28 protein-coding genes and 2 pseudogenes are annotated in these 25,712 nt (G+C 33.3%); 23 read left to right on the top strand and 7 right to left on the bottom strand.

The genetic code is table 11. The features are described 5' to 3' along the window. Positions 1-2 precede the first annotated feature (2 nt). From EB239_RS14600 to EB239_RS04665, 12 genes and pseudogenes are all read left to right on the top strand, one after another. On the top strand, positions 3-146 hold the full coding sequence (locus tag EB239_RS14600) for a hypothetical protein (RefSeq protein ID WP_003870926.1): 144 nt from the start codon (positions 3-5) through the stop codon (positions 144-146). A 165-nt stretch (positions 147-311) separates the two neighbouring features. Continuing rightward, positions 312-1,537 (top strand): annotated as a pseudogene (locus EB239_RS04610) (IS256 family transposase). Positions 1,538-1,857: 320 nt separating this feature from the next. Then, complete coding sequence (locus tag EB239_RS04615; RefSeq protein ID WP_003870929.1) at positions 1,858-2,205, top strand: DUF3796 domain-containing protein; 348 nt, start codon at positions 1,858-1,860, stop codon at positions 2,203-2,205. 311 nt (positions 2,206-2,516) lie between these two features. Further along, positions 2,517-2,659 (top strand): annotated as a pseudogene (locus EB239_RS04620) (ATP-binding cassette domain-containing protein); the annotation flags it as partial. A gap of 28 nt (positions 2,660-2,687) precedes the next feature. Then, the gene (locus tag EB239_RS04625; protein ID WP_003870930.1) at positions 2,688-3,218 is read left to right on the top strand and encodes a hypothetical protein; all 531 of its coding nucleotides are present in this window, start codon (positions 2,688-2,690) and stop codon (positions 3,216-3,218) included. A gap of 15 nt (positions 3,219-3,233) precedes the next feature. Further along, positions 3,234-3,965: an ABC transporter ATP-binding protein gene (locus EB239_RS04630; RefSeq protein WP_003870931.1), complete on the top strand. Its 732-nt coding sequence runs from the start codon at positions 3,234-3,236 to the stop codon at positions 3,963-3,965. Beyond that, positions 3,946-5,139, top strand: coding sequence for an ABC transporter permease (locus EB239_RS04635; RefSeq protein WP_003870932.1), 1,194 nt, complete (start codon positions 3,946-3,948; stop codon positions 5,137-5,139). Before EB239_RS04630 ends, EB239_RS04635 begins: the two co-directional genes overlap by 20 nt. A gap of 191 nt (positions 5,140-5,330) precedes the next feature. Beyond that, positions 5,331-5,951: a hypothetical protein gene (locus tag EB239_RS04640; RefSeq protein ID WP_003870933.1), complete on the top strand. Its 621-nt coding sequence runs from the start codon at positions 5,331-5,333 to the stop codon at positions 5,949-5,951. Positions 5,952-6,476: 525 nt separating this feature from the next. Further along, positions 6,477-7,697, top strand: a complete 1,221-nt coding sequence (locus EB239_RS04650) for an IS110 family RNA-guided transposase (RefSeq protein WP_003869923.1) — start codon at positions 6,477-6,479, stop codon at positions 7,695-7,697. A gap of 77 nt (positions 7,698-7,774) precedes the next feature. Beyond that, entirely contained in the window at positions 7,775-8,083 is a 309-nt protein-coding gene (locus EB239_RS04655) for a CPBP family glutamic-type intramembrane protease (RefSeq protein ID WP_129545098.1), read from the top strand. 15 nt (positions 8,084-8,098) lie between these two features. Continuing rightward, complete coding sequence (locus EB239_RS04660) at positions 8,099-8,854, top strand: DUF429 domain-containing protein (protein WP_003871092.1); 756 nt, start codon at positions 8,099-8,101, stop codon at positions 8,852-8,854. A 36-nt stretch (positions 8,855-8,890) separates the two neighbouring features. Further along, positions 8,891-9,835: an alpha/beta hydrolase gene (locus EB239_RS04665; protein WP_003871093.1), complete on the top strand. Its 945-nt coding sequence runs from the start codon at positions 8,891-8,893 to the stop codon at positions 9,833-9,835. Here the strand turns inward: EB239_RS04665 and EB239_RS04670 are convergent. Further along, positions 9,818-10,765, bottom strand: a complete 948-nt coding sequence (locus tag EB239_RS04670; protein WP_003871094.1) for an AEC family transporter — start codon at positions 10,763-10,765, stop codon at positions 9,818-9,820. The two genes, EB239_RS04665 and EB239_RS04670, sit on opposite strands and share 18 nt — an antisense overlap. 162 nt (positions 10,766-10,927) lie before the next feature. On the opposite strand from EB239_RS04670, the gene EB239_RS04675 reads away from it, so the two are divergent. From EB239_RS04675 to EB239_RS04685, 4 genes are all read left to right on the top strand, one after another. Beyond that, positions 10,928-11,833: a YCF48-related protein gene (locus EB239_RS04675; protein ID WP_318261442.1), complete on the top strand. Its 906-nt coding sequence runs from the start codon at positions 10,928-10,930 to the stop codon at positions 11,831-11,833. A gap of 94 nt (positions 11,834-11,927) precedes the next feature. Next, entirely contained in the window at positions 11,928-12,572 is a 645-nt protein-coding gene (locus EB239_RS04680; protein ID WP_033426650.1) for a copper amine oxidase N-terminal domain-containing protein, read from the top strand. 239 nt (positions 12,573-12,811) lie between these two features. Next, entirely contained in the window at positions 12,812-12,964 is a 153-nt protein-coding gene (locus tag EB239_RS14930; protein WP_003871097.1) for a hypothetical protein, read from the top strand. A 50-nt stretch (positions 12,965-13,014) separates the two neighbouring features. Continuing rightward, positions 13,015-13,473, top strand: coding sequence for a hypothetical protein (locus EB239_RS04685; RefSeq protein WP_003871098.1), 459 nt, complete (start codon positions 13,015-13,017; stop codon positions 13,471-13,473). A 41-nt stretch (positions 13,474-13,514) separates the two neighbouring features. Here the strand turns inward: EB239_RS04685 and EB239_RS04690 are convergent, their stop codons facing one another. Next, complete coding sequence (locus EB239_RS04690; RefSeq protein WP_003871099.1) at positions 13,515-14,204, bottom strand: peptidoglycan-binding protein; 690 nt, start codon at positions 14,202-14,204, stop codon at positions 13,515-13,517. A 322-nt stretch (positions 14,205-14,526) separates the two neighbouring features. Between EB239_RS04690 and EB239_RS04700 the strand changes: the two genes are divergently transcribed. The 3 genes from EB239_RS04700 to EB239_RS04710 all read left to right on the top strand — a co-directional run bounded on the left by EB239_RS04700 (position 14,527) and on the right by EB239_RS04710 (position 16,877). Continuing rightward, on the top strand, positions 14,527-15,618 hold the full coding sequence (locus EB239_RS04700) for a beta propeller repeat protein (protein WP_003871100.1): 1,092 nt from the start codon (positions 14,527-14,529) through the stop codon (positions 15,616-15,618). A gap of 46 nt (positions 15,619-15,664) precedes the next feature. Continuing rightward, positions 15,665-16,087, top strand: coding sequence for a hypothetical protein (locus EB239_RS04705; RefSeq protein ID WP_003871101.1), 423 nt, complete (start codon positions 15,665-15,667; stop codon positions 16,085-16,087). 64 nt (positions 16,088-16,151) lie between these two features. After that, entirely contained in the window at positions 16,152-16,877 is a 726-nt protein-coding gene (locus tag EB239_RS04710; protein ID WP_003871102.1) for a SurA N-terminal domain-containing protein, read from the top strand. Positions 16,878-17,498: 621 nt separating this feature from the next. On the opposite strand, the gene EB239_RS04715 is transcribed toward EB239_RS04710, so the two are convergent. After that, positions 17,499-18,695, bottom strand: coding sequence for an IS701 family transposase (locus EB239_RS04715; protein ID WP_003869480.1), 1,197 nt, complete (start codon positions 18,693-18,695; stop codon positions 17,499-17,501). A gap of 142 nt (positions 18,696-18,837) precedes the next feature. On the opposite strand from EB239_RS04715, the gene EB239_RS04720 reads away from it, so the two are divergent. Continuing rightward, on the top strand, positions 18,838-19,185 hold the full coding sequence (locus EB239_RS04720; RefSeq protein ID WP_050984256.1) for a hypothetical protein: 348 nt from the start codon (positions 18,838-18,840) through the stop codon (positions 19,183-19,185). A 136-nt stretch (positions 19,186-19,321) separates the two neighbouring features. Here the strand turns inward: EB239_RS04720 and EB239_RS04725 are convergent, their stop codons facing one another. The 4 genes from EB239_RS04725 to EB239_RS04740 are packed head-to-tail and all read right to left on the bottom strand — an operon-like array spanning position 19,322 to position 22,201. Beyond that, positions 19,322-20,119: an ABC transporter ATP-binding protein gene (locus EB239_RS04725; protein ID WP_003871436.1), complete on the bottom strand. Its 798-nt coding sequence runs from the start codon at positions 20,117-20,119 to the stop codon at positions 19,322-19,324. After that, entirely contained in the window at positions 20,119-20,709 is a 591-nt protein-coding gene (locus EB239_RS04730) for a hypothetical protein (RefSeq protein ID WP_003871437.1), read from the bottom strand. Before EB239_RS04730 ends, EB239_RS04725 begins: the two co-directional genes overlap by 1 nt. Continuing rightward, complete coding sequence (locus tag EB239_RS04735; protein ID WP_003871438.1) at positions 20,702-21,058, bottom strand: GntR family transcriptional regulator; 357 nt, start codon at positions 21,056-21,058, stop codon at positions 20,702-20,704. The genes EB239_RS04730 and EB239_RS04735 overlap by 8 nt, the downstream gene beginning before the upstream one ends. 9 nt (positions 21,059-21,067) lie before the next feature. Continuing rightward, complete coding sequence (locus tag EB239_RS04740) at positions 21,068-22,201, bottom strand: hypothetical protein (protein WP_003871439.1); 1,134 nt, start codon at positions 22,199-22,201, stop codon at positions 21,068-21,070. A 211-nt stretch (positions 22,202-22,412) separates the two neighbouring features. On the opposite strand from EB239_RS04740, the gene EB239_RS04745 reads away from it, so the two are divergent. The 3 genes from EB239_RS04745 to EB239_RS04755 are packed head-to-tail and all read left to right on the top strand — an operon-like array spanning position 22,413 to position 25,446. Then, the gene (locus EB239_RS04745; RefSeq protein ID WP_003871440.1) at positions 22,413-23,456 is read left to right on the top strand and encodes a M42 family metallopeptidase; all 1,044 of its coding nucleotides are present in this window, start codon (positions 22,413-22,415) and stop codon (positions 23,454-23,456) included. Next, the gene (locus EB239_RS04750; protein ID WP_003871441.1) at positions 23,447-24,466 is read left to right on the top strand and encodes a M42 family metallopeptidase; all 1,020 of its coding nucleotides are present in this window, start codon (positions 23,447-23,449) and stop codon (positions 24,464-24,466) included. The genes EB239_RS04745 and EB239_RS04750 overlap by 10 nt, the downstream gene beginning before the upstream one ends. Further along, positions 24,463-25,446, top strand: a complete 984-nt coding sequence (locus EB239_RS04755) for a M42 family metallopeptidase (RefSeq protein WP_003871442.1) — start codon at positions 24,463-24,465, stop codon at positions 25,444-25,446. Before EB239_RS04750 ends, EB239_RS04755 begins: the two co-directional genes overlap by 4 nt. The last annotated feature ends 266 nt before the right edge of the window (positions 25,447-25,712 follow it).

Below are 25,712 nucleotides of genomic sequence, written 5' to 3' on the forward strand. Positions count from 1 at the left end.
ACATGGATATGATTATAAAATTTGATGATGAGCATAAAAATTTTATTCTTATAAAAGGTAATAATCAAATAGTAATGGATACTAAGCAGGCTATAGGCTGTATTGTTATATTTAGGGATATATTAGAAAAAATAAAGGGTAAATAACCTTAGAAGTTTTATCAAGATTTTAATCCAATATGAAACAGAGTTGAAAAACAGACATAGGGAGTTAAGTCTATATAATTGTGTAAAAAGGAGTTGAGCCATTCCCCACCCCTGGTTAGAATAGAAATAGAAACGAACCAAAAAATCTAACCGGAGGGATAGGAAATGGCTCAATACAATATTACCATAGATTCTGAAATTTTGCATTATCTTTTTGTACAAGGGACTAAGGATGAAAAGCTAGCTAAGTTGTTGGAATCTGTACTTAATCAAATTTTAGCAGCTCAAGCTACTGAACAAGTTAAGGCTGAACCTTATGAAAGGACAGAAGAAAGACAGGATTATCGTAATGGTTATTATTCAAGAAGTTTAATTACCAGAGTTGGAACTCTCACCTTAAGAGTTCCAAGACTCCGCAATGGCAAATTTACCACTGACCTTTTTAACCGTTACCAGAGAAGTGAGCAGGCCCTTTTGTTGGCACTAATGGAGATGGTGGTTAATGGAGTATCTACCCGAAAAATCGAAGAAATCACTTATGAACTTTGTGGGACTGAATTTTCAAAATCCACAATTTCCGAGCTTTGCAAAAATCTCGATCCTATTATTACAGCGTGGAACTCAAGACCTTTAAGAGAAAAAAGCTTTCCCTTTGTTATAGTTGATGCAATGGTGATAAGAGTAAGAGAAGAGGGACGTGTTCGTCAACGCAGCGTATTAATTGCTGTAGGCATAAATGAGGACGGCTATAGGGAAGTATTAGGCCTTATGATAGGAGACAGTGAATCAGAAAAAGCTTTTGCGAATTCTTTTCATGGCTGAAGCAGAGAGGGCTCCATGGAGTTGATTTGGTAGTTTCCGATCATCATAGAGGACTTGTACAAGCTATTTGCCGACACTTCCAGGGAGCTACGTGGCAAAGGTGCCAAACACATTTTATGAGAAATATCCTTGATAAGACTCCAAAAGCTTTACAAAAATAATTACATGCCAAACTAAGAGCCATATTTGAAGCACCAGATCCCAGAACAGCAAGGATGCTATTAAATCAAGTATTAGATGAATATAGAGATAAAGCTCTTAAAGCAATGGAGATTTTAGAAGAAGGATTTGAAGATGCAATAGCGGTTTTAGAACTTCCTGAGCCTTATCAAAGGAGACTTCGCACTACTAATATGTTAGAGCGTCTAAATGAAGAAATTCGTCGTCGTGAAAGAGTTATAAGAATATTCCCAAGCCGAGAATCTGGCATTCGTCTAATAGGAGCGTTGTTAATGGAACAAGATGAAAAATGGGCTTCAGGGAGGAAGTATTTAGATATGACTGAATATTTCGAGTGGCAAAAAGAAATTTCAAAAAAAGCGAAGGATAAAGTTATTTCAATAAAATGACCTTTATCACCACCGTTAGTTTTTGATAACTGCTGGAGCCCCATGGTGTCAAGGACGGGCAAAAGCCCGGCGTAGCGTATCCTTGACACCATGGGGCGGAAGCAGTACAATGAATTGAACGGTGGTGATAAAGAAGATTCATATTCTAATCAGGGGGATTTTACACAAAAATTTGGACTTGACCCCTAATGTATTTGCAGTATATTTTTTTTATCAATTTTTCTTTTAATTTCAAACCATCTTTCTTATTGTGAAAAATATTAGTAATTTGGTATAATTTTAACATAAGGTTATAATTATGCATGTTAGGAGGAATTTGTATGAAAAAATTCTTTTGGTTGTTAGGCTTTCTTGGTTTTCTTGGCTTTTTAGGATTTTTTAAATCTTATATGTATTTTGCATTTTTTGCTTTTTTCTCTAACTTTTTTACTAGTCGATATATTAACATTCCACAAGATAAACAACTTCAAAACAAAATGGCAGAAGCGCATACAGTGAGTTTTGTTGTGACTAGTTTTTTCTTATCATTCATGTTAATAATGCTTATATTCAACGTAAGTTATGAGATTTTTAAAGCTACATTTTGCATTGTTTTTGCTTTAATTTTTATTATAGATTCGTACTTACTTTATATAAATACACGGGAATTAATCAAAAATAAAACTTAGACTTCTGTTTTATCAGCCTATAACAGAATTATCAATTGGTACATAATTAACCTATGGGAGATGAAAAGAAATTACTCCACTACCTGCTGCAATATTTTTATGATTTGGATTACGCTTTAACTGTTAGAAATATAAAAAGGTAATAAGGTATAATTATGTTAAGCTTACGTTAAATTTTACTGTAGATTGGAAATAGAAGAAGGATTTTAGGGAATTTTGTAGAATTTATAGTATTGTGTTCCAGTGGTTGTTTTTTATTATAGTTTGAGAGATTATAATTTGTATAAATTTTGCATAAACGGAGGATGAAAATGGACAGTGTACTTTCAGTAAAAAATCTAAAAAATATTATGGGAAGGTAAAGGCAGTTGATGGGATTTCATTTGAGATGTATCCTGGAGAAGTTGTAGTGCTTATAGGTCCAAATGGTGCAGGGAAAAGTACTACTTTAAGGATTTGATAGTGAGATGGGAGTGAGAGCTATGTCAAAAGAAAGAGAATATTATTACATAGGAAAGAGAAGAGGTACTGATATATGGGAAGTTATGCTTAAATATGGTGTACTTTCAGCATCTCATTTTGAAGTTCGATTTCCTGATGACCCAACAATGACACTTTCTGAAGGAAGAGAAGAATTTCTTGGGCTACCTAAAATTTCTGTGGAGCCATGGAGTGGTATGAAGGGAGCTATTGCTATAAAAGGGGAAATGACAAAAGAGGCAAGAGAATTATTCTTACAAATTATAGAAACTAGAAGAATAAGGCTTTGGGATTTTATACTTTTTAGAGATGAAAGAAAACTTCTATCAGTTTCAGATTTTGATGATCGCATTGTGACGGAGAATTTTGCTAAAGAATTTATGGAAAAACTCTTTCTTACTTGGTTTGAACCTATTCCAGAACCGGAAATTAAATCAGAGGGAATTTCAAGAGATTTTCTTGAAGAAGTCAGTCAGGCGATTCAAGAAGCATTATCTAAATTGGTACTAGACCTAGAAAATGATAAAAATTGAAGGTGAGGGGTAATTTTGGTAGAAGTTATTGGACTTACTAAAGTGTTTAAAAACATTAAAGCAGTAGACAATTTAAGTTTTAGAGTAGAAGAAGGAGAAATATATGGCCTTTTGGGTGAAAATGGTGCAGGCAAAACCACAACTTTAAGAATGCTTGCTACAATGCTTAAGCCTACGAATGGGACAGCCATTATAAATGGAAAAGACTTAATAAAAGAACCAGAAGAGATAAGAAAAGAAGTTGGGATACTTTTTGGAGGAGAAAGCGGTTTATACGACAGGCTTACTGCAAGGGAAAATATACTTTATTTTGCAGAGCTTCATGATATGGATAAAAAGGAGGCAAATAAAAAAATTGATATATTAGCCCGTAAATTTGATATGACTGAATTTATTGATAGACCAGCAGGCAAGCTTTCAAAAGGAATGAAGCAAAAGGTAGCAATTGTGAGGTCAATAATACATGACCCTAAGGTGATGCTTTTTGATGAGCCAACGTCAGGACTCGATGTAGGTTCAGTAAGAGAAGTGCACGACTTTATAAGGTTTTGTAAAGAAGAAGGAAAGACAATTATTTTCTCAAGCCACAGCATGTCAGAGGTAGAAAAACTTTGCGACAAGATAGGTATAATACACAAAGGAAAACTTATAGAGGAAGGGACTATTGCAGATTTAAAGGAGAAATACAAAACAGACAATCTTGAAGAGTTATTTATGGAATTGGTAGGTGAGAAAATTGAAGTTTAAGCATGTATACATAGTTTTGAAAAAAGAGCTAAAGGACATTTTTAGAGATAAAAAGACATGGATTGTTACAATTTTACTTCCTGCCTTGTTTATTCCTATAATGATGTACATAGTAATAGGTGGAGCAGAAAGCATATCAGAACAAAAAATAAGCGAGACAAAAATAGCAATTATAGATGAAGGAAATAATGCAAAATTTATAAATTATTTAAAATCGACAGGAATAAGTATAGTAACGGGTTTGCAAAATCCCAAAGAAAGTCTTGAAAAAGGCGATATAAGGGCAATTGTAGTTATACCTTCTGATTTTGATAAAAATATAGAAGAAGGCAAGAACGCTGATTTAACAATTCAGGTAGACATGTCAAATATGAAATCTTCAAATGCAGAGAATATGATAAGAGGTCTTATAAAAGAATATGCGAATAATATTGTAAAAGAAAGACTTATAACAAAAGGCATAGATCCTAAAATATTAGATCCAATTGCAATAAAGACAGAAAATATTGCCTCACAGAGTAAAATGGCAGGGTCTTTTTTAGCATTCATTGTGCCAATGCTTTTGACTTTATGGACGGCAACAGGAGGTATGGGAGCAGCTGTTGATTTGGCAGCAGGTGAGAAAGAAAGAGGTACGTTAGAACCTTTACTTACGACTTCTGCATCAAGGCTTTCTATAATGGCAGGCAAATACTTAGCTGTAACAACCATGGCACTTATAAGTGCTATTGCTTCACTTTTGGGACTTTTTGCTTCCTTTTCTTTAAATAAAGATATGGCATCTTTAAATGCCGATTTTAGGTTGAGTACAACGGCAATAGTTGTCATGTTCGTGGCTGCCTTTTTTACAGCATCAATATTTGCTGCACTGGAGCTTGCTTTAAGTGCATATGCAAAATCTTTTAAAGAAGGGCAGACATATATTTCACCTTTAATGTTTATTGCAATAATTCCGGCATATTTGGTGATGTATAAAATGCCAAATGAAATACCTATATCTTATTTTGCAATACCTGTATTTGGGACTATTTCAATATTTAAAGAATTACTTTATGGAATTATTAATATGACACACATAGGGATATTTGTATTTTCATCAATAGTATATGTGGCTATTAGTATATATATAGCAGCACTAATGTTTAAACAGGAATGGGCACTATTTAGAGTGTAAAAAATCTTTTATAATTTGCAAATAGCAGGGGAAACCCTGTATTTTTTTGCTTGTATATAGGACAGCAATTTACATTGTAACCATTTTGTAACCAGAATTTAAGAATTTCTTAATAAATTTTAACATTTAAAAGGGTATAATGGAAGAAAGAGTCTTTGAGATATTAAAAAATATATGGAAAGGGTCAATAAATGATGTTTAAACAACCTTTAAAAATCATGCTTGTTTTATTTACTTTATCCGGATTATTATCGGCATGTGGTTATACATTTAAAAATGAAGAAGACCATGTTAAGTATACAATTGAAAAGTTTTACAATGTGCAGTATAAAGCGTACTTAAAAATGGAATATATTGACACAACACCATATCTGGATATGACAAAAATACAGAATCAAAATAAAGTAATAGCACTTAAAGAATTAACATTTAGAAGAAAATATGCTTTTGAAAAAGGGTATGGATACGTTGAAAGAAGGCGATTTCCTTTGAAATTTAATTACAAAAATATAGATATAAATGGTAACAGAGCAAAAGTTGTAGTGGAATTAGAAATAGATCGTACTAAGGCTTACCCAATGTTTATATGTCCAGGTGATAATATCTTTGAATTGGAAAAACAAGACGGGCATTGGAAGATAATAAATCATACATATCAAGGCTTGACACAGTATGAATTATGGATTGATAAAAAATTACCTGAACCAGATTATGAAAAAATAAAGCGTCAATTAGATAAAGAATTTGGCGAAACAAATGGTACAGTATACATAGGTTCTATGGATTCTTACTTCTACGCAATAGGAAGATAATAAGACAGATATTTTTGCAAATGTAAGGAGGAGTTTAAAATTGAAAAGAATATTGGTTCATGGATTACTTCAATTTTACTAATAACTTCATTAATTTTAAACCTGCAACACTATAAAGTTATCCAGAATTATAAAGCTCAAATGGATAGTATTAATGGATATTTTATGAATAGTTTACGCTTTTTAAGTTTAAATATTGAAAAATTTGATGGAAGCGAAAGGGACTTAATATTTTTAGTTCTATATTTCTCATAGACTCCCATGCCGCAAATGCGGCACCAGCAGAGGATGAAAATGTCCTTTTTTGATGATATAATCAGTACAGCGGCTGGTGAAGAAAGGTCGTTCTTACCTTGGTGCTTTGAGCCCGACTCATAGACAGACTCCAACGACCAGGTGCACCACAGATTGTTGCTCCCTTTACGGGAAGCACGCAGGATAGAATAACCCCTTATGGTTGTTGCACCAGCTCTTCAATTTTACAGTCGCTATCGTTCAAATTTTAAAAAAGGAGTTGGCTCTTTCATGGATTTAGTTTACTCTCACGTTTGCGGATTAGATGTCCATAAAAAGAATGTCGTAGCTTGTATAATAACACCAGAAGGTAAAGAAATCCGCACTTTTTCAACTATGACCGATGACCTTATTGCATTAAAAGAATTTATTAAAGCTAAAGGTTGTTCTGTTGTTGCTATGGAAAGTACCGGCTCTTATTGGAAACCTATTTACAATCTACTTGAGCTTGAGAGCATTAAAATCCTACTCGTCAATGCTAAGCATATTAAAAATGTCCCTGGTAGAAAAACCGATGTAAAAGATGCTGAGTGGATAGCAAGTCTCTTGCAACATGGCCTTTTGCAAGGCAGCTTTGTGCCAGATCGTGAACAAAGAGAGCTTCGCGAACTTGTCCGCTATAGAAAAAGCCTCATTGAAGAAAAATCAAGAGAACTTAATCGCATACAAAAGGTTTTAGAAGGAGCTAATATCAAACTGTCTTCGGTAGTCTCTGATATCAACGGGGCATCCAGTCGTTCTATACTTGAGGCTATTATAAATGGTGAAGAAAATCCCGAAACCCTGGCTGAGCTTTCTCAAGGCAAGCTAAAAAATAAAATGGATGAACTAAAACGCGCTTTAAAAGGCTTGATCAATCATCACCAAAGGATGCTTCTGGAAATACAGCTTAGACATATTGATTACCTTGATGAAGAAATAGCAAAATTAGACGAAGAAATTAAAAATCGAATGCTCCCTTTTGAAAAAGACCTGGCACTGCTGGATACAATCCCTGGAGTCGGAAGAAGAACTGCAGAACAAATAATAGCCGAAATCGGCACGAATATGGAACAGTTCCCCTCTGCTGCCCATTTGTGTTCTTGGGCAGGGTTGTGTCCAGGTCATAATGAAAGTGCTGGTAAACAAAAGTCTGCAAGAACTCGAAAAGGTAACCAAAAATTGCGAAGCTCTCTTATTGAAGCTGCCAGAGCTGCCTCAAGGGCAAAAGATACTTATCTTTCAAGTCAGTACCACCGCATCGCTGCTCGAAGAGGAGCAAACCGTGCAGCAGTTGCAGTGGCACATAGCATTTTAATTATAGTTTATCATATTCTCAAGCAAAAGCAACCATATATTGAATTAGGTCCTACTTATTATGAAGAGAAAAAGCGTAATATGATTATTCGTCAATCTTTAAAAAAGCTAGAGTCTTTAGGCCTTAAGGTCACGGTCGAATCTGCAGTGTCTTAACTTTTAATTTAACTTTATTAACCATTTATTTATCCCATATTTTTACATCGGTATGGGTTTAGTTTTTTGTTGCCTTTTTGAGAGACACTATTTTCAGGATAGGTGTTTTATTTTCCTACATGTATCTAAAGACAGGGAATCTGTGGATGCCGATTGGATATCACATATCGTGGAATTATTTCCAAGGTTACATATTTGGGTTTAATGTGAGTGGCAATGCTATGAGAGGCATTTACAATGCTTTTCCGAAAAACAATTTCCTCTCCGGAGGGGAGTTTGGACTGGAAGGAGGAATAATTACTACTCTTGTTATCTTAATTACTTTTTTAATACTGTATTATTATTTTGAAAGATACAGAAAAGTGCAAGAAGTAGAATTGGGATAAAAAGAAGGGATAGCAGTGAATATTGACGAAAGAGTTTTAGGTATAGACGGTGCTAAAGGCGGATGGGCTGTAGCTACTTGTAAAAATGGGAAGGCTTTTGTGCAATTTTTTAAAAAAATTGAGGATGTATGGCATTCTTACAGGGATAAATTAGAACTTGTTCTCATTGATATTCCCATTGGTCTTCCTCATTCGGAGAAAAGGTATAGAAGCTGTGATGAAGAAGCGAGGAAATTTCTGGGGTATCCTCGCTCTTCCAGTATATTTTCTCCTCCTTGCAGAGAAGTTTTTAAGGCTAGAGATTATAAAGAGGCACTAGCTATAAATAAAAAGATTTTGGGGAAAGGGTTGTCAAAACAAGCCTGGAATATTGTTCCCAAAATAAAGGAAGTGGATGAATTTGTAATTAAAAATCCAGAAGCAGTTAAATTTTTAAAAGAATCTCATCCAGAGGTGGCTTTTAAAGGCTTAAAAGGAGAGGTAGCAAAATTTAGTAAAAGAGATGAGGAAGGGTATAAAGAGAGAATAGAGTTTTTAAGAATACTTTTTAGAAAGTTTGGATGTGAGATAGTTGAAGATAAAATTAAAGGCTTAAGAAGAGACGATATAGTGGATGCTTTGATTTTACTTGCAACAGGGATTTTGGCTATTAAGAAAGAGGGAAATATATGCTCTTTCCCTACAAATTTTAAAGAAAAAGACCTTTTGGGGCTGCCAATGGAAATTTTCTTTGTAAAATTTAGCAGGTTAAATGAAATTTTTATAGAATAAATATTATTGTAAAAAAGTGTGAAGAGGGGGAGCAAAATGGCAGGTAATTATAGCGGTTTTTTTATAAAAGGGGAGGATGGGGCAGATATATACCTTCATCTTTGGGTGCCAGAGGAAATTCCCAGGGGTATTATTCAGGTATTTCATGGAATGGCTGAACAGGGGGGAAGATACCAAAATTTTGCCCGTTATATGAATGAAAAAGGATTTGTAGTATGTGCCGATGACCATAGAGGTCACGGGAAAACAGCAGGGAGCCTGGATAATGTAGGTTACATAGGAAAAGATGGCTTTAATAAGATAGTAGAAGATGAATATCTGATAATGAAGTTTTTGAAAGAAAAATACGGAAATCTTCCCATTGTTATATTTGGCCATAGTTTTGGATCTTTTGTGGCTCAAGAGTTTATGATAAGGTATGGCAAAGAAGTTAATGGCGTTATATTGAGCGGTTCCTCTGCAGTTAAGGAATTGCCTCTTAGATTTGGTTATGCTTTGGCTTTTGTCGAAAAAACACTTTTTGGTGAGAAAAAGAGGAGCAAAGTTTTAGATAGACTTACATTTGGAAGCTATAATAAAAGGATAAAGGGCGATAACCTGAGCAAATTTGAGTGGCTTTCAACAGATAAGGAAGAGGTTAAAAAATATGAAGAAGACCCTTATTGTGGCGGCGTCTTTACAGCGGGATTTTTTTATTACTTTTTTAAAGGACTTTTAAATCTGTATAAGCCTCAAAGGTTACTGGCAATACCAAAAGATTTGCCTTTATTTATAATTTCTGGAGAAGAAGATCCTGTAGGTGAGTATGGTAAATTAGTAAAGAGGCTCTATGAGCTTTACAAAAGTATAGGATTAAAACAAGTGAATATAAAGCTTTATCCAGGGAAAAGGCATGAGCTTCTCAATGAAGTAGAGAGGGAAAAGGTTTATGAAGATATTCTTACATGGATTGGAAAGAGAGTATTAAATTACTCGCAGTAAGACCATCAAAAAGGGCATTATAACGACACTGGATATTGTTGTATATGTGATCATACTTGTGGCAAATTCATAATCTGCTCCGTAAACTCTTGCTATAATTGCAGAGTTTACCAGCACAGGCATTGCTGACATTATGACAAATACATCTCTCATAAGCTTTGGTACTGGAATGAATATGTTTAGAAGCAATACGAAAGCAGGAGTTATTAAAAATCTTCCGACAAAAACTAAAATGGCATCTTTGTCAAGTTTAAATTTATCAAAACCCATTTCATGAATGACTATGCCAATGTAGAATATTGATAAAGGAGTAGTGAGGTTTCCAATCATTTTAAAGCTTTCAAAGAGAAATTTTGGGAGAGAAATATTTTCAAGTACAAAAATTACTCCTATTATAAAACCTAAAAGAGGAGGGTTGAATATTCTCTTTACAGTATCCCAGTTTAATATATTTTTTTCATTTTCATTCACATCTTGTATAATGCTATAAGCTCCTAAAGTCCACAGTATTGTTGTATTTGCCATGTAGTATAAAAGGGCATAAGGTGTTGCTATATCTCCAAAAAGAGCTTGAGCCATAGGGAGCCCAACAAAGATAGTATTTGAAAGAGAAAATATCACTACGAACACACCTTTTCTTCCCTTTTTTATTTTAAAAATTTCAGCAAATATGTAGGCGATGACATATGATAGGAGAATAGATAAAAATGGGATCAAAAGTCCTCTTACTGAGTGTTCCAATTGTTCTTTAGAAAAAGTTGTGGAGATGTTTATTATCATATTAAGAGGTAAAGATACGTTAATTACAAGCTTTGCAAAGAGATCCGATGTTGATTTGTCAAACCATCCTATTTTGGATAAATAATAGCCAAGCACCAGTATGAATACAATTATAAGAACTCCCTGGACTGCAGAGAAGAAAGTCTCCATCAAAAAAGCCTCCTTATGAGAGAGTACAGCACTGTGTTTAGATTTATTTATTAAGGATAACATAAAATGATAAAAATTTCAAAGAGGGAAGATATTATATGTAACAACAAAAAGATCAACTGGATGTATAATGTTGTTAAAGAAGTTTTAGGAGGAGTAAGTATGAAAAAAATATTTATTGGCTTGTTAATTTTAACTTTATTTTTTAGTGGGTGCCAGATTAATGTCAAAAATCATGATAATTTAGCAAAGCCCCCCAACCAAAATGTAAGTGAAGATGTTACTCCTAATGATATCCAAAATGAAAAATGGAGATGGAGTTTCAAAGATAATAAGATTTCATCCTTGAAGGATTTGCAATTGTATAAAAGTGATGATGGGGGTAAAACATGGACACAAATTTATATCCCCGTTAATAAAATTCCTGAGAGTGCTTATAAAGATGCTGAGAATATAGTACCTTACTTTATGGATAATAATGTGTGGATAGCATGGATTGTCCCCCAAACATTACATATACTTAAAACAAAAGATGGAGGTTTACATTGGGATATATTTAAATTTGAAATCGGCAAATATGGAGAAGCTATATCAGTTCTTCAATTTGTTACTCCTGAAGAGGGTTGGATTTTGACCACAATGAATGGTGCAGGAATGCAGATAAATTATTTATTGAAAACCAATGACGGAGGTAAAACGTGGGAAAATGTGAATATAACAGGCAAAAAGAACTATGATGGGATTTATAGTGCGGCAGATCGTTCAAATATGAAATTTTACAACAAAAATAATGGATGGATTAGTATCTCAAACAACTTAGGTCCTGCTCCACTGCTTTTTAGAACAACAGATGGTGGGAAAAGTTGGTCAAAAATAGAATTATCTGTGCCTGAGATTTATAAGAATTGTTATCTTTCATCTGCAAATGTACCTGTATTTGCTGATAATAAACAGGGGAAATTAATTTTGGAACTTTATGGGCCTAATAAAGATAATAAATTAGAAAAACATATTTTAGTTTATGAAACAATAGATGGGGGTAATACGTGGAGATTAAGAAAGAATTAATAATTTGTAACCAATTTGTAATATCTGATAAACGAAATAATGGTATAATGATGGTAGAAATATTTTGGAAAGGGAAATATTAAAAATGGGGTAGATGTTATTGAAAAAGAGGTTGGTATTGGTTATTAGTGCTATTCTAATGGTGTCGTTTTTTACCGTAATTGCTTTTGCGAATAGTACAATCAAATTGATTGTCAATGGTAGTGAAATTAAGCCAGATGTGCCACCGCAGATTATCAATGGAAGGACAATGGTGCCAATTAAGTGGGTAGCTGAAGCCGTAGGGGCAGAGGTGAAGTGGGACAAACAAGACAGAATTGTTACGATTTCTTTTAGTGATAAAGTAGAAACGGATTTGATTAGCAATTATTTGCGAACAGCTGAAACTCCTAAGCATTTTGTAGAAAACTTTGCCCATGCCTTGCAAGATCGAAATGGAGCTGTTGCTCGTTTGTTTTTAAGTCCCAAAATTAGGGGGCAAATAAAACCTGAAATAATAGGTCCTTCTACACCTGTAACAAAAATAGAAATTAAAGAAGTTTCTTATAGTAATTATTATTGGGTATATAATGTTAAGGCATATTATGGTCCTTATGATAATAATTCACCAACATTAGCTTTTGAAATAAAGTTGACAGTAGAACCAGAAAGATATCCTGACTGTTCAGTGGTTTCGAGTAGGTATTTTATTACCAAATTGGATTGGATTAATGGTAAGACTGAATTTATACCTAATTAAAGAGAAATATTGTCTGGGTTTAAGAAAGTTTCAGAGAAAAAGTTTTCTTGAATGGGTTATATACCATCAATAGATATAGGGGATTGGGCTTATTGTAGCTAAAGGCTAATAAGATATAACAATCAATATCGTAATTTTAATATTAATTGTTTCTCTTAACTCTTATTGATGATGCTGGAAAGATATAGATGATAAATTTTGAAATTAATGAAAACATATATTTTAAGGAGTGAGTCTGGATGAGAAAACTTCTCATTATTTTAATGGTAATATTATTTTTGAGTGGCTGCTATATTAATATCACAAAAACTGATAAAGACAGCTCAGAAAGCATTATACCTCCTGTGTCTAAAACAAAAGAAAATTTTAGTGAAAAAAAACAAACAAAATAAATATTAGTGAACTTCCTAAAAGCAAGGAAGAGACTGCGACTATTGAAGGTGTGGATTATAAAGTTTCATATACACTTTTTGATTGTTCTAAATTATCACCTGGTTTTATAACTTATATTCCGGAAAACATGGAAACAAGTATTAATAATTTTGGAGATGGAAGCACAACTGTGCGTATAGAAACTTCAAAAATAATAAATGGACAATTTCTTCATGACTATGACTATATTGAAATAACTTTTTTGCCGAGAAATGTAGATAAATCTTATGCAATTGAAAAAGTAAAAGGTCTTGCAAACAAATATAAGCTTAAAGAAGAGCAAAAGATTTTTAATTGGGCGATATTTCAGAGGAATGGAGTTTATGGAGTTATAGTTTTAGGAGAGCATGAAGGGAGATATTTCTATATTATTATTCATCCTACTCTTGAATCGTCAGACATGTTTAATCCAATAGCTAAAAATCTAATCAAGGAATTTATATGGGTAGATACAGGTACGAGATTATAAAAAATTACTCCCTCACATTTTAATTGTGAGGGAGTTTTAGTTTAGGTATCAGGTAGCAATGCAGACCAAGTTTGAGAACCAACAATTCCATCAGGTGTTAAGTTATGGTCTTTTTGAAACTTTATAACTGCGTTTTTCGTAATATCTCCAAAAATTCCATCTATATCAGTAAGTGTGAGATAACCATTGTAATATAGTGCATCCTGGCAAGTTGCTACATAAACATTTTGACTACCGTATTGAACTATTGGATAATATGGTGAACCTGGATCTCTTGCATCACCATGAACATGACTGCTATAATCTGGTTCAACGAAAGTCCAATAGGATAGAGCAATTTTATACATTTGCTCTAATGTTATATTTCCGTAATAAGGGACCATATCAAATGCTTTTCCTGCCATATGTTGAGAATATTTTGCTACTTGTCCAGGATATTTACTTGCTAAATCTTTATTGTGTTTAACAGAGCAATATGCGCGGGTGATACGTATAGGAGTTCCTATTGCTTTTCTATAGTTATTCCATTGATTTAGTGTTTTTGTATCTGTAAAAATATAAGTAGTATATAATTTATCAAAATCAGAGCTATAATCTGCCAATTCGTATACTGATAAATTTTCTGCTTTTGGCATTGGTTCTAATCCTTTTAGAGTATATCTTTCCCATTGAGAAGTATTTGTATTAAATATGTTTACTGAGAAAATTGTATTTTTAAGATCGGTACTCATAAGATTCCACCTCCTTCTATTATTTATTTTTTCAAGGACTAATCGGCCGATTTACCTTTCTACCTATTAAAGAGAGTTTTATATGCTAATTTACAACCCATCTAAGAAATCTTCTCCTAAAAATTCTCTCATTTTTTCAATGCTCTTTTCTTTGTTTTATTTACTGCCTGCTGCGAAATATGGAGCTTTAAGGCTATTTTCTAAGCAAATTATTAAGGGGAATTAATAAAAATTTAATAATTTGTAACCAATTTGTAATATCTGACAAACGAAATAATGGTATAATGTTGGTAGAAGAATTTATGGGAGGTTTTGGTGAGGAATGAAAAAAGCTCTTGTAATTTTGATAATTTTAACTTTGTTATTTGGCGGATGCCAAACAAAAAGAGAGGTTAAGGAGAGTAATACGTTTCACAAACTAATTCCTAATTTTCAATATTTCCAAATGATAGATAGAAATAATGGATGGGCTATTGGAGAAAATATGGGAGAAAATAAAGTATTTATTACAAATGATGGAGGCACTACATGGGTGACTGCTTCGACTTCTGCCATAGGTGACATTCGTGAATGGTTTTTTATGGATTCTGATCATGCTTGGATACTTTATTCTAATGAGACTCTCTATAAGACGGAAGATAGAGGTAAAAACTGGGATGCTGATGAAGTGCCTTTTGGTATGGGTAAATTATTTTTTATAAATTCCGGTGGAGAATATCAAGGTTGGGCCCTTAAGGAATATGGGCCTGCGTCTGGGAATGTGCCTGTGGATGTTTATAAATTAATAAACAATAAATGGACTCTCATTCACGAAGGAGAATTGCCTAACAGTACTTCAGCATCTCCTAATCCACTTCCATATGAAGGGGAGAAAAAGAGCTTTGTTTTTTTGCCTGATGTAAAAACGGGTTTTATTACAGTGGAAAGGTGTGAACCAGGAAAATCTAGTTTATACATGACCACTGATGGAAGATATACATGGAATAAAAAAATTATTCCACTGCTTTCAAGATTTGATGAAGAATATATTTCTGTATATTCTCTTAAACTTGTTGATGGTGAAATCATTTGGCCAATATCTGCATTTGATGATGTGAGAGGGGATTTTGAGGAAGTGTTTTTAGTAAGCAAGGATAATGGGAATAGTTGGAAAGAGAAGGCTTCTTTTGTATCCAAGAATTCCCCCAGAGAGGTTTATGTAGTAGATGAAGAAAACTGGTATGTTTTATTTGAAGATGAATTATTTAAAACAAATAACGGAGGAAATACATGGGAAAAGCTAAATATTCCTCAAGGTACATTTCAAATTCAATTTATAGATAATAAAACAGTGTGGGCTTTAGCTTCAACATCGGGTGGGACAAATTTATTTTACAGTGAAAATGGCGGTTATACGTGGGATAAGAAGTTTTAAAATTTCAATTGGTGTATAAGGAGAAAATGAGGAGGATGAGAACAGAATGTATAGAAAAATAAGAGTTATTGTATTAATTGTAATAATTTATTTTATCGCTATTTTGGCTAAAAATCTGTATGAATATAGAGTAAAGACCATTGATGAAGCCATTGGATTTAATCTTGATAATGTTTATAAAGTAGAGATATTAAGAAATGAGCAACCAAAAATAACAGAAGATAAAGAAAAAATTAAAGAATTAACCGAATGGTTAAGAGGATACAAATATAAAATGAGCAGCACGGTAAAAGGAAAAATAGATTTTTCTTATTATGTAATAAATTTTTATTCTCATGTAGAGAACGGCTTTATAGCTTTTGATAAAGATAATAAAAAAATAATTATAGTAAATGGGTATACATACGATGTTTTCGATAACTCTATTGTACAGGATTATTTACAGTCTTTTTGGGAATCTATCAGATAAGGCGAAGTAAAAAATAAAATAAATTAGGAATGGAAGGATTAATATTTGTTTGGAGGTAGGTGCAATGAGGAAAACAAAAACTTTTTTACTAATCGCTTTTGCCATTGTTTTATCATTGAGTATAATTGCCCTTGGATTGTCAGTCTCGAGAGTTAGTGCAGGGGATGGGCCAAATCAATCACAGTTTGATAAAATTATTGAAAAAGTAGGCAGCTTTTTAAAGGGTAATAAAGACAAATTGAAAGTCAATGAAGGGGATGTGATTGCAGAGGCTAACGGTATACCGATATATAAAAACGAATTTGAATTGCGTAAGGGATTGACATTCGCATCGGAAGGACAGGTAAACGATATAAATAATTTTGTTTTAAATAAATTGGTGAGAGAGAAAGTAAAAGAATATCTTGCTATGAAATACAATCTAAAGGTATCTGAAGATGAAATAAATTCATATATTGAAAAAGAGAAACAACAATTTAAAGAATTTCCTGAAGCGGAGGGAAAATTGAAAGAGTTAATTTCTGCAAGTGGTATGACATATGAGGAATACTGGAACGATTATGAGAGATACAATGTAAAAAGAATGTTGCTTTTTGATAAGCTGTACAATGCGATAATCAATGAAGGAATTAAAAATGGGGAATTGAAGAAAACGGATAAAATGACCATAGAGGTGCAAAATGAGTATAAAAAGTATTTTGACAATATAATAGATCAATATGTAAAACAGGCTAAAATATCGATTGATGAAAAATATAAAGATATGTTTAGAGGCTTCAGAGTAGATTGATTTTGTAGAGGTAGGAGAGGGGAATGAAAAAATTTTTTATAATACTATTGCTCTATAGACGTTGGAAAAAATATATATTATAATAACCGTAAAGAATACTTAAGAGGTTTTACACTAAGATTTAAAAATGTATAAATTTTACAAAATATTAAAAAATATCAATTGATAATAGTAGCAATGAGAAAAAATATAAAACCTTTACCTTTTACTAGAACGCCTTTTAAACCAGATGTCCTTTGGATACGAACACATAACCTTAACTTCTACAAAATATTTTTATCCGACATCAAACTATTATTACTATGATCTTTCAAGTTATGGTTGGCTACCTGTAAGAACGGATATTTTGCATGGATATGTTTCTACTTCATGGGTAACACTTCATAGGGAGACTAGTAGTGAATGAGTGTTGATGTTAAATAATGGATATGTAAATTGATATTAAATTAAAAGAATTGAAAAGTATTACAATAACACAGAGGTATTCTTTTTTATAAAAATAAAAGAAAGGGAGAGTGTTAATGAAAGAAGAAAATGTAGAGTTTAAGATGTTTTTTATATTGTTAACTATAGATGAGAAAAATTGATAACAAATATTACCATAAAATAGATGCACTACACCTATGCTAACTGTAGTTCTGCTAAAATTTCATCAATAGGTACTTTATTATTAGCTCGCTCATACAGCCATTGAACACGCTGCTTTTGTACTTCTTTGCGTACCATTTTTATTCCTTGCCCAAATTTGCAATATTCGTCGCCTGAAGTCGTACAATACAGGTATGTCAATGATATAAGCCATAATAATCTATCTATTGATTTTGTTGATCGTACTTGATATGTATTTAGTCCAAGATTATTCTTTGTCTGCCTAAAGAATATTTCTATAGGCCATCTTTGACTGTAGTAATTTAGAATAGTCTCGGTATCTAATTCAGTATCAGTACAGATAAATGCATGTAGAGCATTTTCATTTTTAAAAGCTTTCTCAGGCCAGCACAATACTACTACAGCATTATCTATGCCATTTAAGGCTCCTTCATAGCGATATACCCAGTAATTAGAACCGTTTACTGTAACGAGGCAAACTTCGTTCTTTTCGATATATTGGGCAAAATCTTTTATCTGAATTCTGATGCCTTGTGGATAGATAATCCTGTTAGTTTTTAATGCTCCTATGAGATGGTATCCTCTTTCGAAATGTGCTTCTATTACTTTTTTGTTTATGTACCATGAATCACATAGTCCATATGCTGGTCCTTTAGGTATTGGAAGCATAGATACCATTTCACATATTCTTTCGATTTTGCTTTTGCCACCTTTTTCATAGCGCTCAATGCAGTAAGGTAATACCACATTGCCGCAAGATAGCATCATGGTAAGAAGTTGATGTCCCCAAACTTGCTTCCCTTTTAAATGTGATTGATGGAATCCTGTTGCCTGGATAGTATGTTTAGCCTGTAACGAAGGCTTTGTCTTCTCAGCAATAGTATCATCAAAAATCACAAATATCGGCTTGTTGCTAGTTTGGGATAATTCAAATATAATGCGAATAACTTCTCGCCTTATAGCTCTCCATGCATACTCTATATTCCAAACACCTTGGCTTAAGAATTTGCCAAACGTGGTTCTATGGCAATTAGCAAGGCTTAAATTAACTATATCTGTAACAGTACCACTATAACCTTTTTGAGTGGCAGCAATTATAAATTCTAAAATATGACGAATAACAGGTTTAGTAAAATATAATGCAAAATTTAATTTCATTAAGTACTGGATTATTGATGAATTTTCTGTTATTCTTTTATTATGAGACATTTGCTCCACTCCTATGATTAATATTGTTATAGGGTAACAACATATTAATACCATAGAAGCGAGCATTTGTCTCTATTTTTATTAAATTTTTTCATATAAGTTTGTTATGGTAATTTATGTTAGTGAATTTTCTCATCTATAGTTGTTAATATATATTTATTTAATCGTAGGTAACATATTGTTACAAAAGATAATCCGTATTTCAGAAGCTACATACAACCAAATAATACTTGTGTGGGGTAATCTAATTTTTTATTTCGTTTTAGGAATATTATTAACAATTCCTTTCTTTTTAAGTGAAACAAAGAAAGAAGGGAATTGGATGATAAATTATAAATGTCTATTGGCTTTTATTTTACCCTTATTTGCAGTAGTTTTTTTGTATTTTTATCCCATCTTATTGGACCTTTCTTATGTACTAGGACATGTTATTAATGCACTATCTGTGGTAGCAGGATATTCATTGATTTTTATAGTCAGCAAGAAGTAAGAAATAGCTTTAAAAATAAATTGGTACACCAACTGTGAAAATACCCCTCTGAGCTAGATTTACATCTCAGAGGGGGAGAATCAAATAGATGTTTTATAGGAAAATCAATTTAAATTTCTTATTGTTACCTTGTTTATTAGGTACTTTTTAGGTAGCCTACAATTATTTGATTTAAGCGGGGATATTCACCTATATCTTCTTCAGTTTGTACTAAAACTTCGTTATTCATTACTGCGATTACTTTTGCCCCTTTTATGTTTTCATTTAGGCTAACTATTCTGTGTTTTTGTTTCGCTTCATCAATGGAATCTGTATATAGTATTTTTCCATCTTTTATTATGGCAAAACTTGTTGCGTATTCTTCTAATTCAAATATTTCATGAGAAGAAAGTAAAATAGTGCCCTTCTTTTCATTGACGTATTGCTTTATTATTTCTATAAGTTCAAACCTAGCAGCCGGGTCAAGGTGCTGTGTAGGCTCATCCAGTATTATGAGTTTTGCATTTGTTGAAAAAGCTAATATCGCTAATATAAGGGTTTTTTGACCCCTTGAGAATTTTTGCATCTCTTCGTTTAAGTTAAAGCCATATCGGGAGAGAAAGTTTTTAAAAAACATATCATCCCATGATGGATACAGAGTTTTGTACAGTTTGTAATAGTCTCCCAGTTGTAAGTTGTTAAAGACTTTTCTGTGTTCTGTAACAAACGCTATATCTTTTTTTATAGAAGGGTGAAAAGGCTTTTCGAATATGAATATTTCGCCTGAATCCTTTTTTACTGCGTTCATTATGCATTTTAATGTTGTGGTTTTTCCTGCACCGTTTGGACCCACAAGTGCCATTATTTCTCCTTCTTCTACTTTAAAAGTTACATTGGAGAGTATTTGTTTTCCATCAATTTGTTTACTTAGATTCTTTACTTCTAATGTGTACATTAATTTTCACCGCCTTTTATTACATATGACCAGAAGCCCAAGAGACAAATGAGGGATGAGTATATCAAGGATAGAAGTAAATTTCCCTGCCGAGTAAAACTTATCAGGCTGTAAGGATTGAAGGCAAAGCTATTAATATCTGTTGTGCCCATATATCCGAAAAGTGCATCTAAGAAAACTATAAAAGCGCTCCAACCTAATCCATCCATCTCAAAGCCTGAAAAAGTCATTTGAAGTCCAAATATTGCAAGTAAAAGTATTAAACTTCTCAAAATAGGCTCAAATTTATTTATAAAAGGGACTCCTAAAAATATTTCTTCAATAGCAGAGGTTACAATCACAACGAGGCTTAAGAAAATGAGATTGTAAAGGAACAATTCTTTTTTAGAAAAAGGTAGGAAGTATAAAAGTTCTGCATTTTGATGTCTTATATCATACACTATAAAAGTGGCAGATAAAAACAAAAGTGCAATTGTTTTGATTAATATTACTGGTATGAATAGTAGAAAAGTAAGAAAAAGTATTCTTACAGTTTTCTCCTTTAATTCTTTCTGTATATAAATATCCATTTTATTTATCACTTCATTCATTTTTCCAGACCTCCTCAAAAATTAACATAGAAGTATAATAGTCTATACGACTGTTTTTCAATTTTGTGACACATTCTCTTATAATTTTTATTACACCTTCTTCTACATCAATGTCTTTCTTTATAAAATATCCTATGCCTTGCTCTGACTCTATATATCCTTCGTTTTTTAATTTTTCTAAAGCTTTTATAACTGTATTTATATTTACGTCAAATATCACCTGTAAATCTCTGACAGATGGAAGTTGACTGCCTTTTTGAAGGTTACCTAATAAAATTTCTGATTTTATCATGTTTACTATTTGTAAATATGCAGGCACTCCACTGTGTTTATCTACTTTTCTTAGCATTTTGCACCATCACTCTCTGATTAATTTTATAAGGCCTGAATTTTTTATGTCGATAGGAGCTTTGCTTTTGTTTATAATTTTTAAAGAACCGCCTGTTGCATCTATATAAAATTCACCAGTTTCATCAGGAGTATTTAAAATTTCAAGTGTTCCATTTAAAGAAGTGGCATTTATATTAAAATTATTAAATTTTGATTTTATATCAATATTTACACCAGTGGCGTCTAATATGATTTTATCAAAATCTAATTCTCCTTTTATGTTACTCCCTGTAGTATTGAGATTTAAGTTTTTACCTTTTAATTTGCCATTCAAGTCAAAACCAACAGTATTTATATAAATGTTATTTTCTGATACGATATCAGCATTTATTGTAGTTTCAACAGAGTTTATATGAATGTCTTTAATGTTTCCACTACCAATTATCTTGACTGATGTACAATCAATATCAAGGTTTTTTGCAAGTGATGTACCTAATTTTATAACATAAGTAGAATTTTTTATAGGAGAAAATTCTTCTAAATGTAAAACTTTATTATCTCCGGTTTCTATTAATCGAGAAGGATAAGACAAAGTATCGCCTTCAACAAGTTCCAACTCAATTTCTGAGGAGACTTTAATAGATATGCTATCTATGTCTTTTACTGAAATTGATTTATCCGGCAGAAAATTTTCATGAGGGCGTAAGTCAGAAATTTCATTAGAACTATTTGGGATAGTTATTGGAGGAATATTAATATGAATACCTGGAATATCAATTTTTGTACCATTGTCTTTTATAGTTTTTGTCTTAACATTAGTAAAAAATAAACCCATTCCTAAAATTGGTACGGTAATTACCATTATAAATAATACGAGTAAAACAATTGAAAGTGAAGAAGATAGCCCTTTTCTTATAGGGAAGATACTTATTAAAAGTACAAAAGATAAAATAAAAAGCAATACTTTTAAAGAAATCCATGGAGAAAGCCAAGCAATTATAACGCTTATCCCTGATGCTATTACTCTTAAAGTAATGCTCTCTTTAAAAGTTTTTACAATTGTGAGATTAGAAGTTTTGCTTGAGAATAGGAAAATAAAACCGGTTAGTAAAGCTACAAAGGACGCTAAAAATACGATAGTTTCAATTAAATTTTGATTCATAAAATGACCTCCCAAAGTTTTATAGTGTTATATAATTATATAACACTATAAAACTTTTTTGTCAATAAGTTTTAAAAAATTATTAAAACAATTTTTAAGCTAGAAAAAATAAGAAGGAATTTAAAGATCTATGTAGAAATAATAAACTTGTAGAGGTTAATCATTAAAATTTGAAGGTGGTTTAATAAAACTATACGGGAAGGGGTAGAAAATGGATTATAAGGGTTTATTAAAAAAGCTTAGTGAAAGCTACGGGGTTTCTGGGCATGAGAGAGGAATTTATGACCTCTTAAAAAAAGAATTTGAGCCAATTTCAGATGAAGTTAAAGAAGACAATTTTGGCAATCTTATTTTTAAAAAGAAGGGCACAAAAGGCAAGTACAAGGTGATGTTAGCAGCTCATTTAGATGAAATAGGCCTTATGGTGAAAGATATTGATGAGAAAGGATTTATAAAATTTACAACAGTAGGAGGGGTTGATCAGAGGACTTTTCCTTCCCAAGAAGTTATAGTTCACGGTAAAAAGGATTTGTTGGGAGTTATAGGAAGTAAGCCACCACATCTTTTGTCTTCTGAGGACATGGAAAAAGCTATAAAAATAGATGATATGTATGTGGATGTTGGACTTCAAAAGGAGGAGGTAGAAAAGCTTGTAAGTATTGGAGATATAATAACCGTAAAAAGGGAGTTTAAAGAGCTTTTGAATGAGAATGTTTCGGGAAAAGCTTTGGACGATAGAGCAGGGGTTGTGGTGATGGCAGTATGCCTTGAGGAGCTCAAGAAGGTGTACCATTATCACGACGTATATGCTGTAGCCACTCTTCAGGAAGAGGTGGGAGTAAGAGGAGCTACGACTTCTTCTTACAATATTGAACCTGATATAGCTATAGCGATTGATGTGACTCATGCGAAAGCGAGGGGAGTTAGCCGAGACATAGAGGTAGGGAAAGGGCCTGCGATTGGGAAGGGGCCTAATATTCATCCTGCTGTATATAAAGGGCTTGTAGATATAGCTAAAAAATACAATATAAATTATCAGATAGAGCCGCTTCCTGGGCATTCAGGCACTGATGCATGGGCAATCCAGGTGTCAAAAAAAGGAGTTCCTACAGGGCTTGTGTCAATACCTTTGAAGTACATGCATACTTCTGTGGAAACTGCTAATATGAAAGACATAATAGAAAGCGGCAGACTGCTGGCACACTATATTGCCAATCTGCCGCCTGAGGAATTGGAGGGACATTTATGTTATTAAAGGAGTTAACTGAGCTTTTAGGTGCTTCTGGAGATGAAAAAGAGGTAAGAGAGAAAATAAGAGAAATAGTAAAACCTTATGTGGATGAGCTTTATGTAGACAGAATTGGAAATTTAATAGCCTGCAAAAAAGGGAAAAAGGAAAAGCCAAAGGTGATGCTGGCTGCTCACATGGATGAAGTTGCTTTAATGGTGAAGTCTGTAAATGAAGACGGGACATTGAGTTTTTCTCCTGTGGGCGGAGTTGACAACCGTATTCTGGTAGCCAAAGCAGTAAAGGTAGGGGAGAAGAAGATAAACGGGGTAATAGGTGCAAAACCTATACATCTTCAGAAAAAAGGAGAGCAGGAAAAACCTCTTGACTTTGATGAACTCTATATAGACATTGGAGCAGCATCTAAAGAAGAAGCTTTAAAGCACGTTTCACCCGGTGACTATGTCTACTTTGAATCAAATTTTGAACTTTTGGGGGATGGATACGTTAAGGCAAAGGCTTTAGACGATAGGATAGGTTGTAACGTGCTGATAGAAATTCTGAAGAATACATATGAGTATCCTGTTTGTGCAGCTTTTACAGTTCAAGAAGAAGTTGGTTTAAGAGGCGCAGGTGTAGCAGCTTACAATGTAGATCCTGATTTTGCAATAGTGGTAGAAGGCACTGTCGCTGCAGATGTTGTGGATTCAGAACCTCATTTGGTTTCTACAGAACTAGGGAAAGGACCAGCGATTTCACTTATGGATAGAACTACTTTGTATGATAGAAAGATTATCGATAAAATCGTCAAGATAGCAGAAAAGAATAAGATACCCTATCAGTTTAGAAGAATAGCTAGCGGTGGTAATGACGCAGGGAAAATTCACCTTACAAAGGGAGGAATAAAGACGGTAGCTATATCTGTACCTTGCAGGTATATTCATTCCTTCAATTCTGTAGCTAATCTGAATGACTTTGATAATACAGTTAAACTTGTAGACTTAGTGACTAAAAATATTGAGGAGGTATTAGGATGAGTGTAAATGTGGAACTTATAAAAAAGCTAACACAGGCTTTTGGACATTCGGGAAATGAGGAGAAGGTTTTTGAGATTATAAAAGAGGAAGTCAAAGGCTTTTGCGATGAAATTACTCATGACGCAATGGGCAACATGATATGTGTGAAAAAGGGAAAGGGCAAAAAGATAATGGTGGCTGCTCATGCTGATGAAATAGGCATTATGGTTACGCATATTGAAGAGGAAGGCTTCTTGAGGTTTACAACGATAGGTGGCGTTTATGTAGAGCATCTGGTGGGAAGAAGAGTTGTGTTTAAAAATGGTACAGTAGGAGTGATTGGAGTAGAACATTTGGAAGATAAAAAGGATTTTAAACTAGAAAAGCTTTATATAGACATAGGAGCAAAGGATAAAAAAGAAGCTGAAGAGCTTGTCAGAATAGGAGATAGTGGGGCTTTTGTAGGGGAGTTTGTAGAAGCTGGAGATAGGTTAGTCTCCAAAGCTTTTGATGACAGAATAGGTTGTTATGTAGCGATTGAAGCGCTAAAAAACGTGAAGACAGAAAATGAGCTGTATTTTGTCTTCACAGTGCAGGAAGAAGTAGGTTTGAGAGGAGCTACTACAGCCGCTTACAGTATTAATCCTGATTTTGCTATTGCTGTTGATGTTACAGCAACGGGAGATACTCCTAAAGCGAAGAAAATGGCGGTAGCTCTCGGTAAAGGCGCAGCAATAAAGGTGATGGATAGGTCAATAATTGTGAGCCCTTCTGTAAGAGATATGATGATTGAAACTGCGAAAGAGAACAATATTCCGTATCAGTTAGAGATTCTAGAATTTGGGGGTACTGACGCAGGGGCAATTCACCTTTCAAGAGGGGGAGTACCTTCAGGGGTGATTTCTATTCCCACAAGGTATGTCCACAGCGTTTCAGAAATGGTGGATAAAAATGATGTGGAGGCAAGTATTAACCTCCTGATAAAAATACTGGAAAAATAAAGCAAAAGACCCTGCTTCTTACGCGGGGTCTTTTTATTTATGGACTTACGCATTTTCACTAGAGGTGCTATTTTTTGAATTTACAAGCCAGTTGACTATAAAAAATACAGCCACTGTGAGTAGAACAAGCCCTCATATTGCCCAGATGAGATTTTTAAGGTTGAATTTAAACATCTTTTCTCCCTGGTTACCCAAACTGTACAAAACTGTACAGTTTAGATAGCTGGGGTATTTGTAGTCCGCCCTTCAGACTTTTCCAGCCCCAG

Source organism: Thermoanaerobacter ethanolicus JW 200, assembly GCF_003722315.1.
Taxonomy (GTDB): domain Bacteria; phylum Bacillota; class Thermoanaerobacteria; order Thermoanaerobacterales; family Thermoanaerobacteraceae; genus Thermoanaerobacter; species Thermoanaerobacter ethanolicus.

Coding starts and splice junctions, on each gene's coding strand:
- EB239_RS04670 (WP_003871094.1), bottom strand. CDS start 10,765: ATGGAGACTTTCTTCTCTGCAGTCCAGGGAGTTCTTATAATTGTATTC.
- EB239_RS04730 (WP_003871437.1), bottom strand. CDS start 20,709: ATGAATGAAGTGATAAATAAAATGGATATTTATATACAGAAAGAATTA.
- EB239_RS04750 (WP_003871441.1), top strand. CDS start 23,447: ATGTTATTAAAGGAGTTAACTGAGCTTTTAGGTGCTTCTGGAGATGAA.
- EB239_RS04735 (WP_003871438.1), bottom strand. CDS start 21,058: ATGCTAAGAAAAGTAGATAAACACAGTGGAGTGCCTGCATATTTACAA.
- EB239_RS14600 (WP_003870926.1), top strand. CDS start 3: ATGGATATGATTATAAAATTTGATGATGAGCATAAAAATTTTATTCTT.
- EB239_RS04705 (WP_003871101.1), top strand. CDS start 15,665: ATGTATAGAAAAATAAGAGTTATTGTATTAATTGTAATAATTTATTTT.
- EB239_RS04740 (WP_003871439.1), bottom strand. CDS start 22,201: ATGAATCAAAATTTAATTGAAACTATCGTATTTTTAGCGTCCTTTGTA.
- EB239_RS04715 (WP_003869480.1), bottom strand. CDS start 18,695: ATGTCTCATAATAAAAGAATAACAGAAAATTCATCAATAATCCAGTAC.
- EB239_RS04640 (WP_003870933.1), top strand. CDS start 5,331: ATGATGTTTAAACAACCTTTAAAAATCATGCTTGTTTTATTTACTTTA.
- EB239_RS04625 (WP_003870930.1), top strand. CDS start 2,688: ATGTCAAAAGAAAGAGAATATTATTACATAGGAAAGAGAAGAGGTACT.
- EB239_RS04725 (WP_003871436.1), bottom strand. CDS start 20,119: ATGTACACATTAGAAGTAAAGAATCTAAGTAAACAAATTGATGGAAAA.
- EB239_RS04680 (WP_033426650.1), top strand. CDS start 11,928: ATGTTATTGAAAAAGAGGTTGGTATTGGTTATTAGTGCTATTCTAATG.
- EB239_RS14930 (WP_003871097.1), top strand. CDS start 12,812: ATGAGAAAACTTCTCATTATTTTAATGGTAATATTATTTTTGAGTGGC.
- EB239_RS04665 (WP_003871093.1), top strand. CDS start 8,891: ATGGCAGGTAATTATAGCGGTTTTTTTATAAAAGGGGAGGATGGGGCA.
- EB239_RS04755 (WP_003871442.1), top strand. CDS start 24,463: ATGAGTGTAAATGTGGAACTTATAAAAAAGCTAACACAGGCTTTTGGA.
- EB239_RS04690 (WP_003871099.1), bottom strand. CDS start 14,204: ATGAGTACCGATCTTAAAAATACAATTTTCTCAGTAAACATATTTAAT.
- EB239_RS04675 (WP_318261442.1), top strand. CDS start 10,928: ATGAAAAAAATATTTATTGGCTTGTTAATTTTAACTTTATTTTTTAGT.
- EB239_RS04700 (WP_003871100.1), top strand. CDS start 14,527: ATGAAAAAAGCTCTTGTAATTTTGATAATTTTAACTTTGTTATTTGGC.
- EB239_RS04615 (WP_003870929.1), top strand. CDS start 1,858: ATGAAAAAATTCTTTTGGTTGTTAGGCTTTCTTGGTTTTCTTGGCTTT.
- EB239_RS04745 (WP_003871440.1), top strand. CDS start 22,413: ATGGATTATAAGGGTTTATTAAAAAAGCTTAGTGAAAGCTACGGGGTT.
- EB239_RS04650 (WP_003869923.1), top strand. CDS start 6,477: ATGGATTTAGTTTACTCTCACGTTTGCGGATTAGATGTCCATAAAAAG.
- EB239_RS04710 (WP_003871102.1), top strand. CDS start 16,152: ATGAGGAAAACAAAAACTTTTTTACTAATCGCTTTTGCCATTGTTTTA.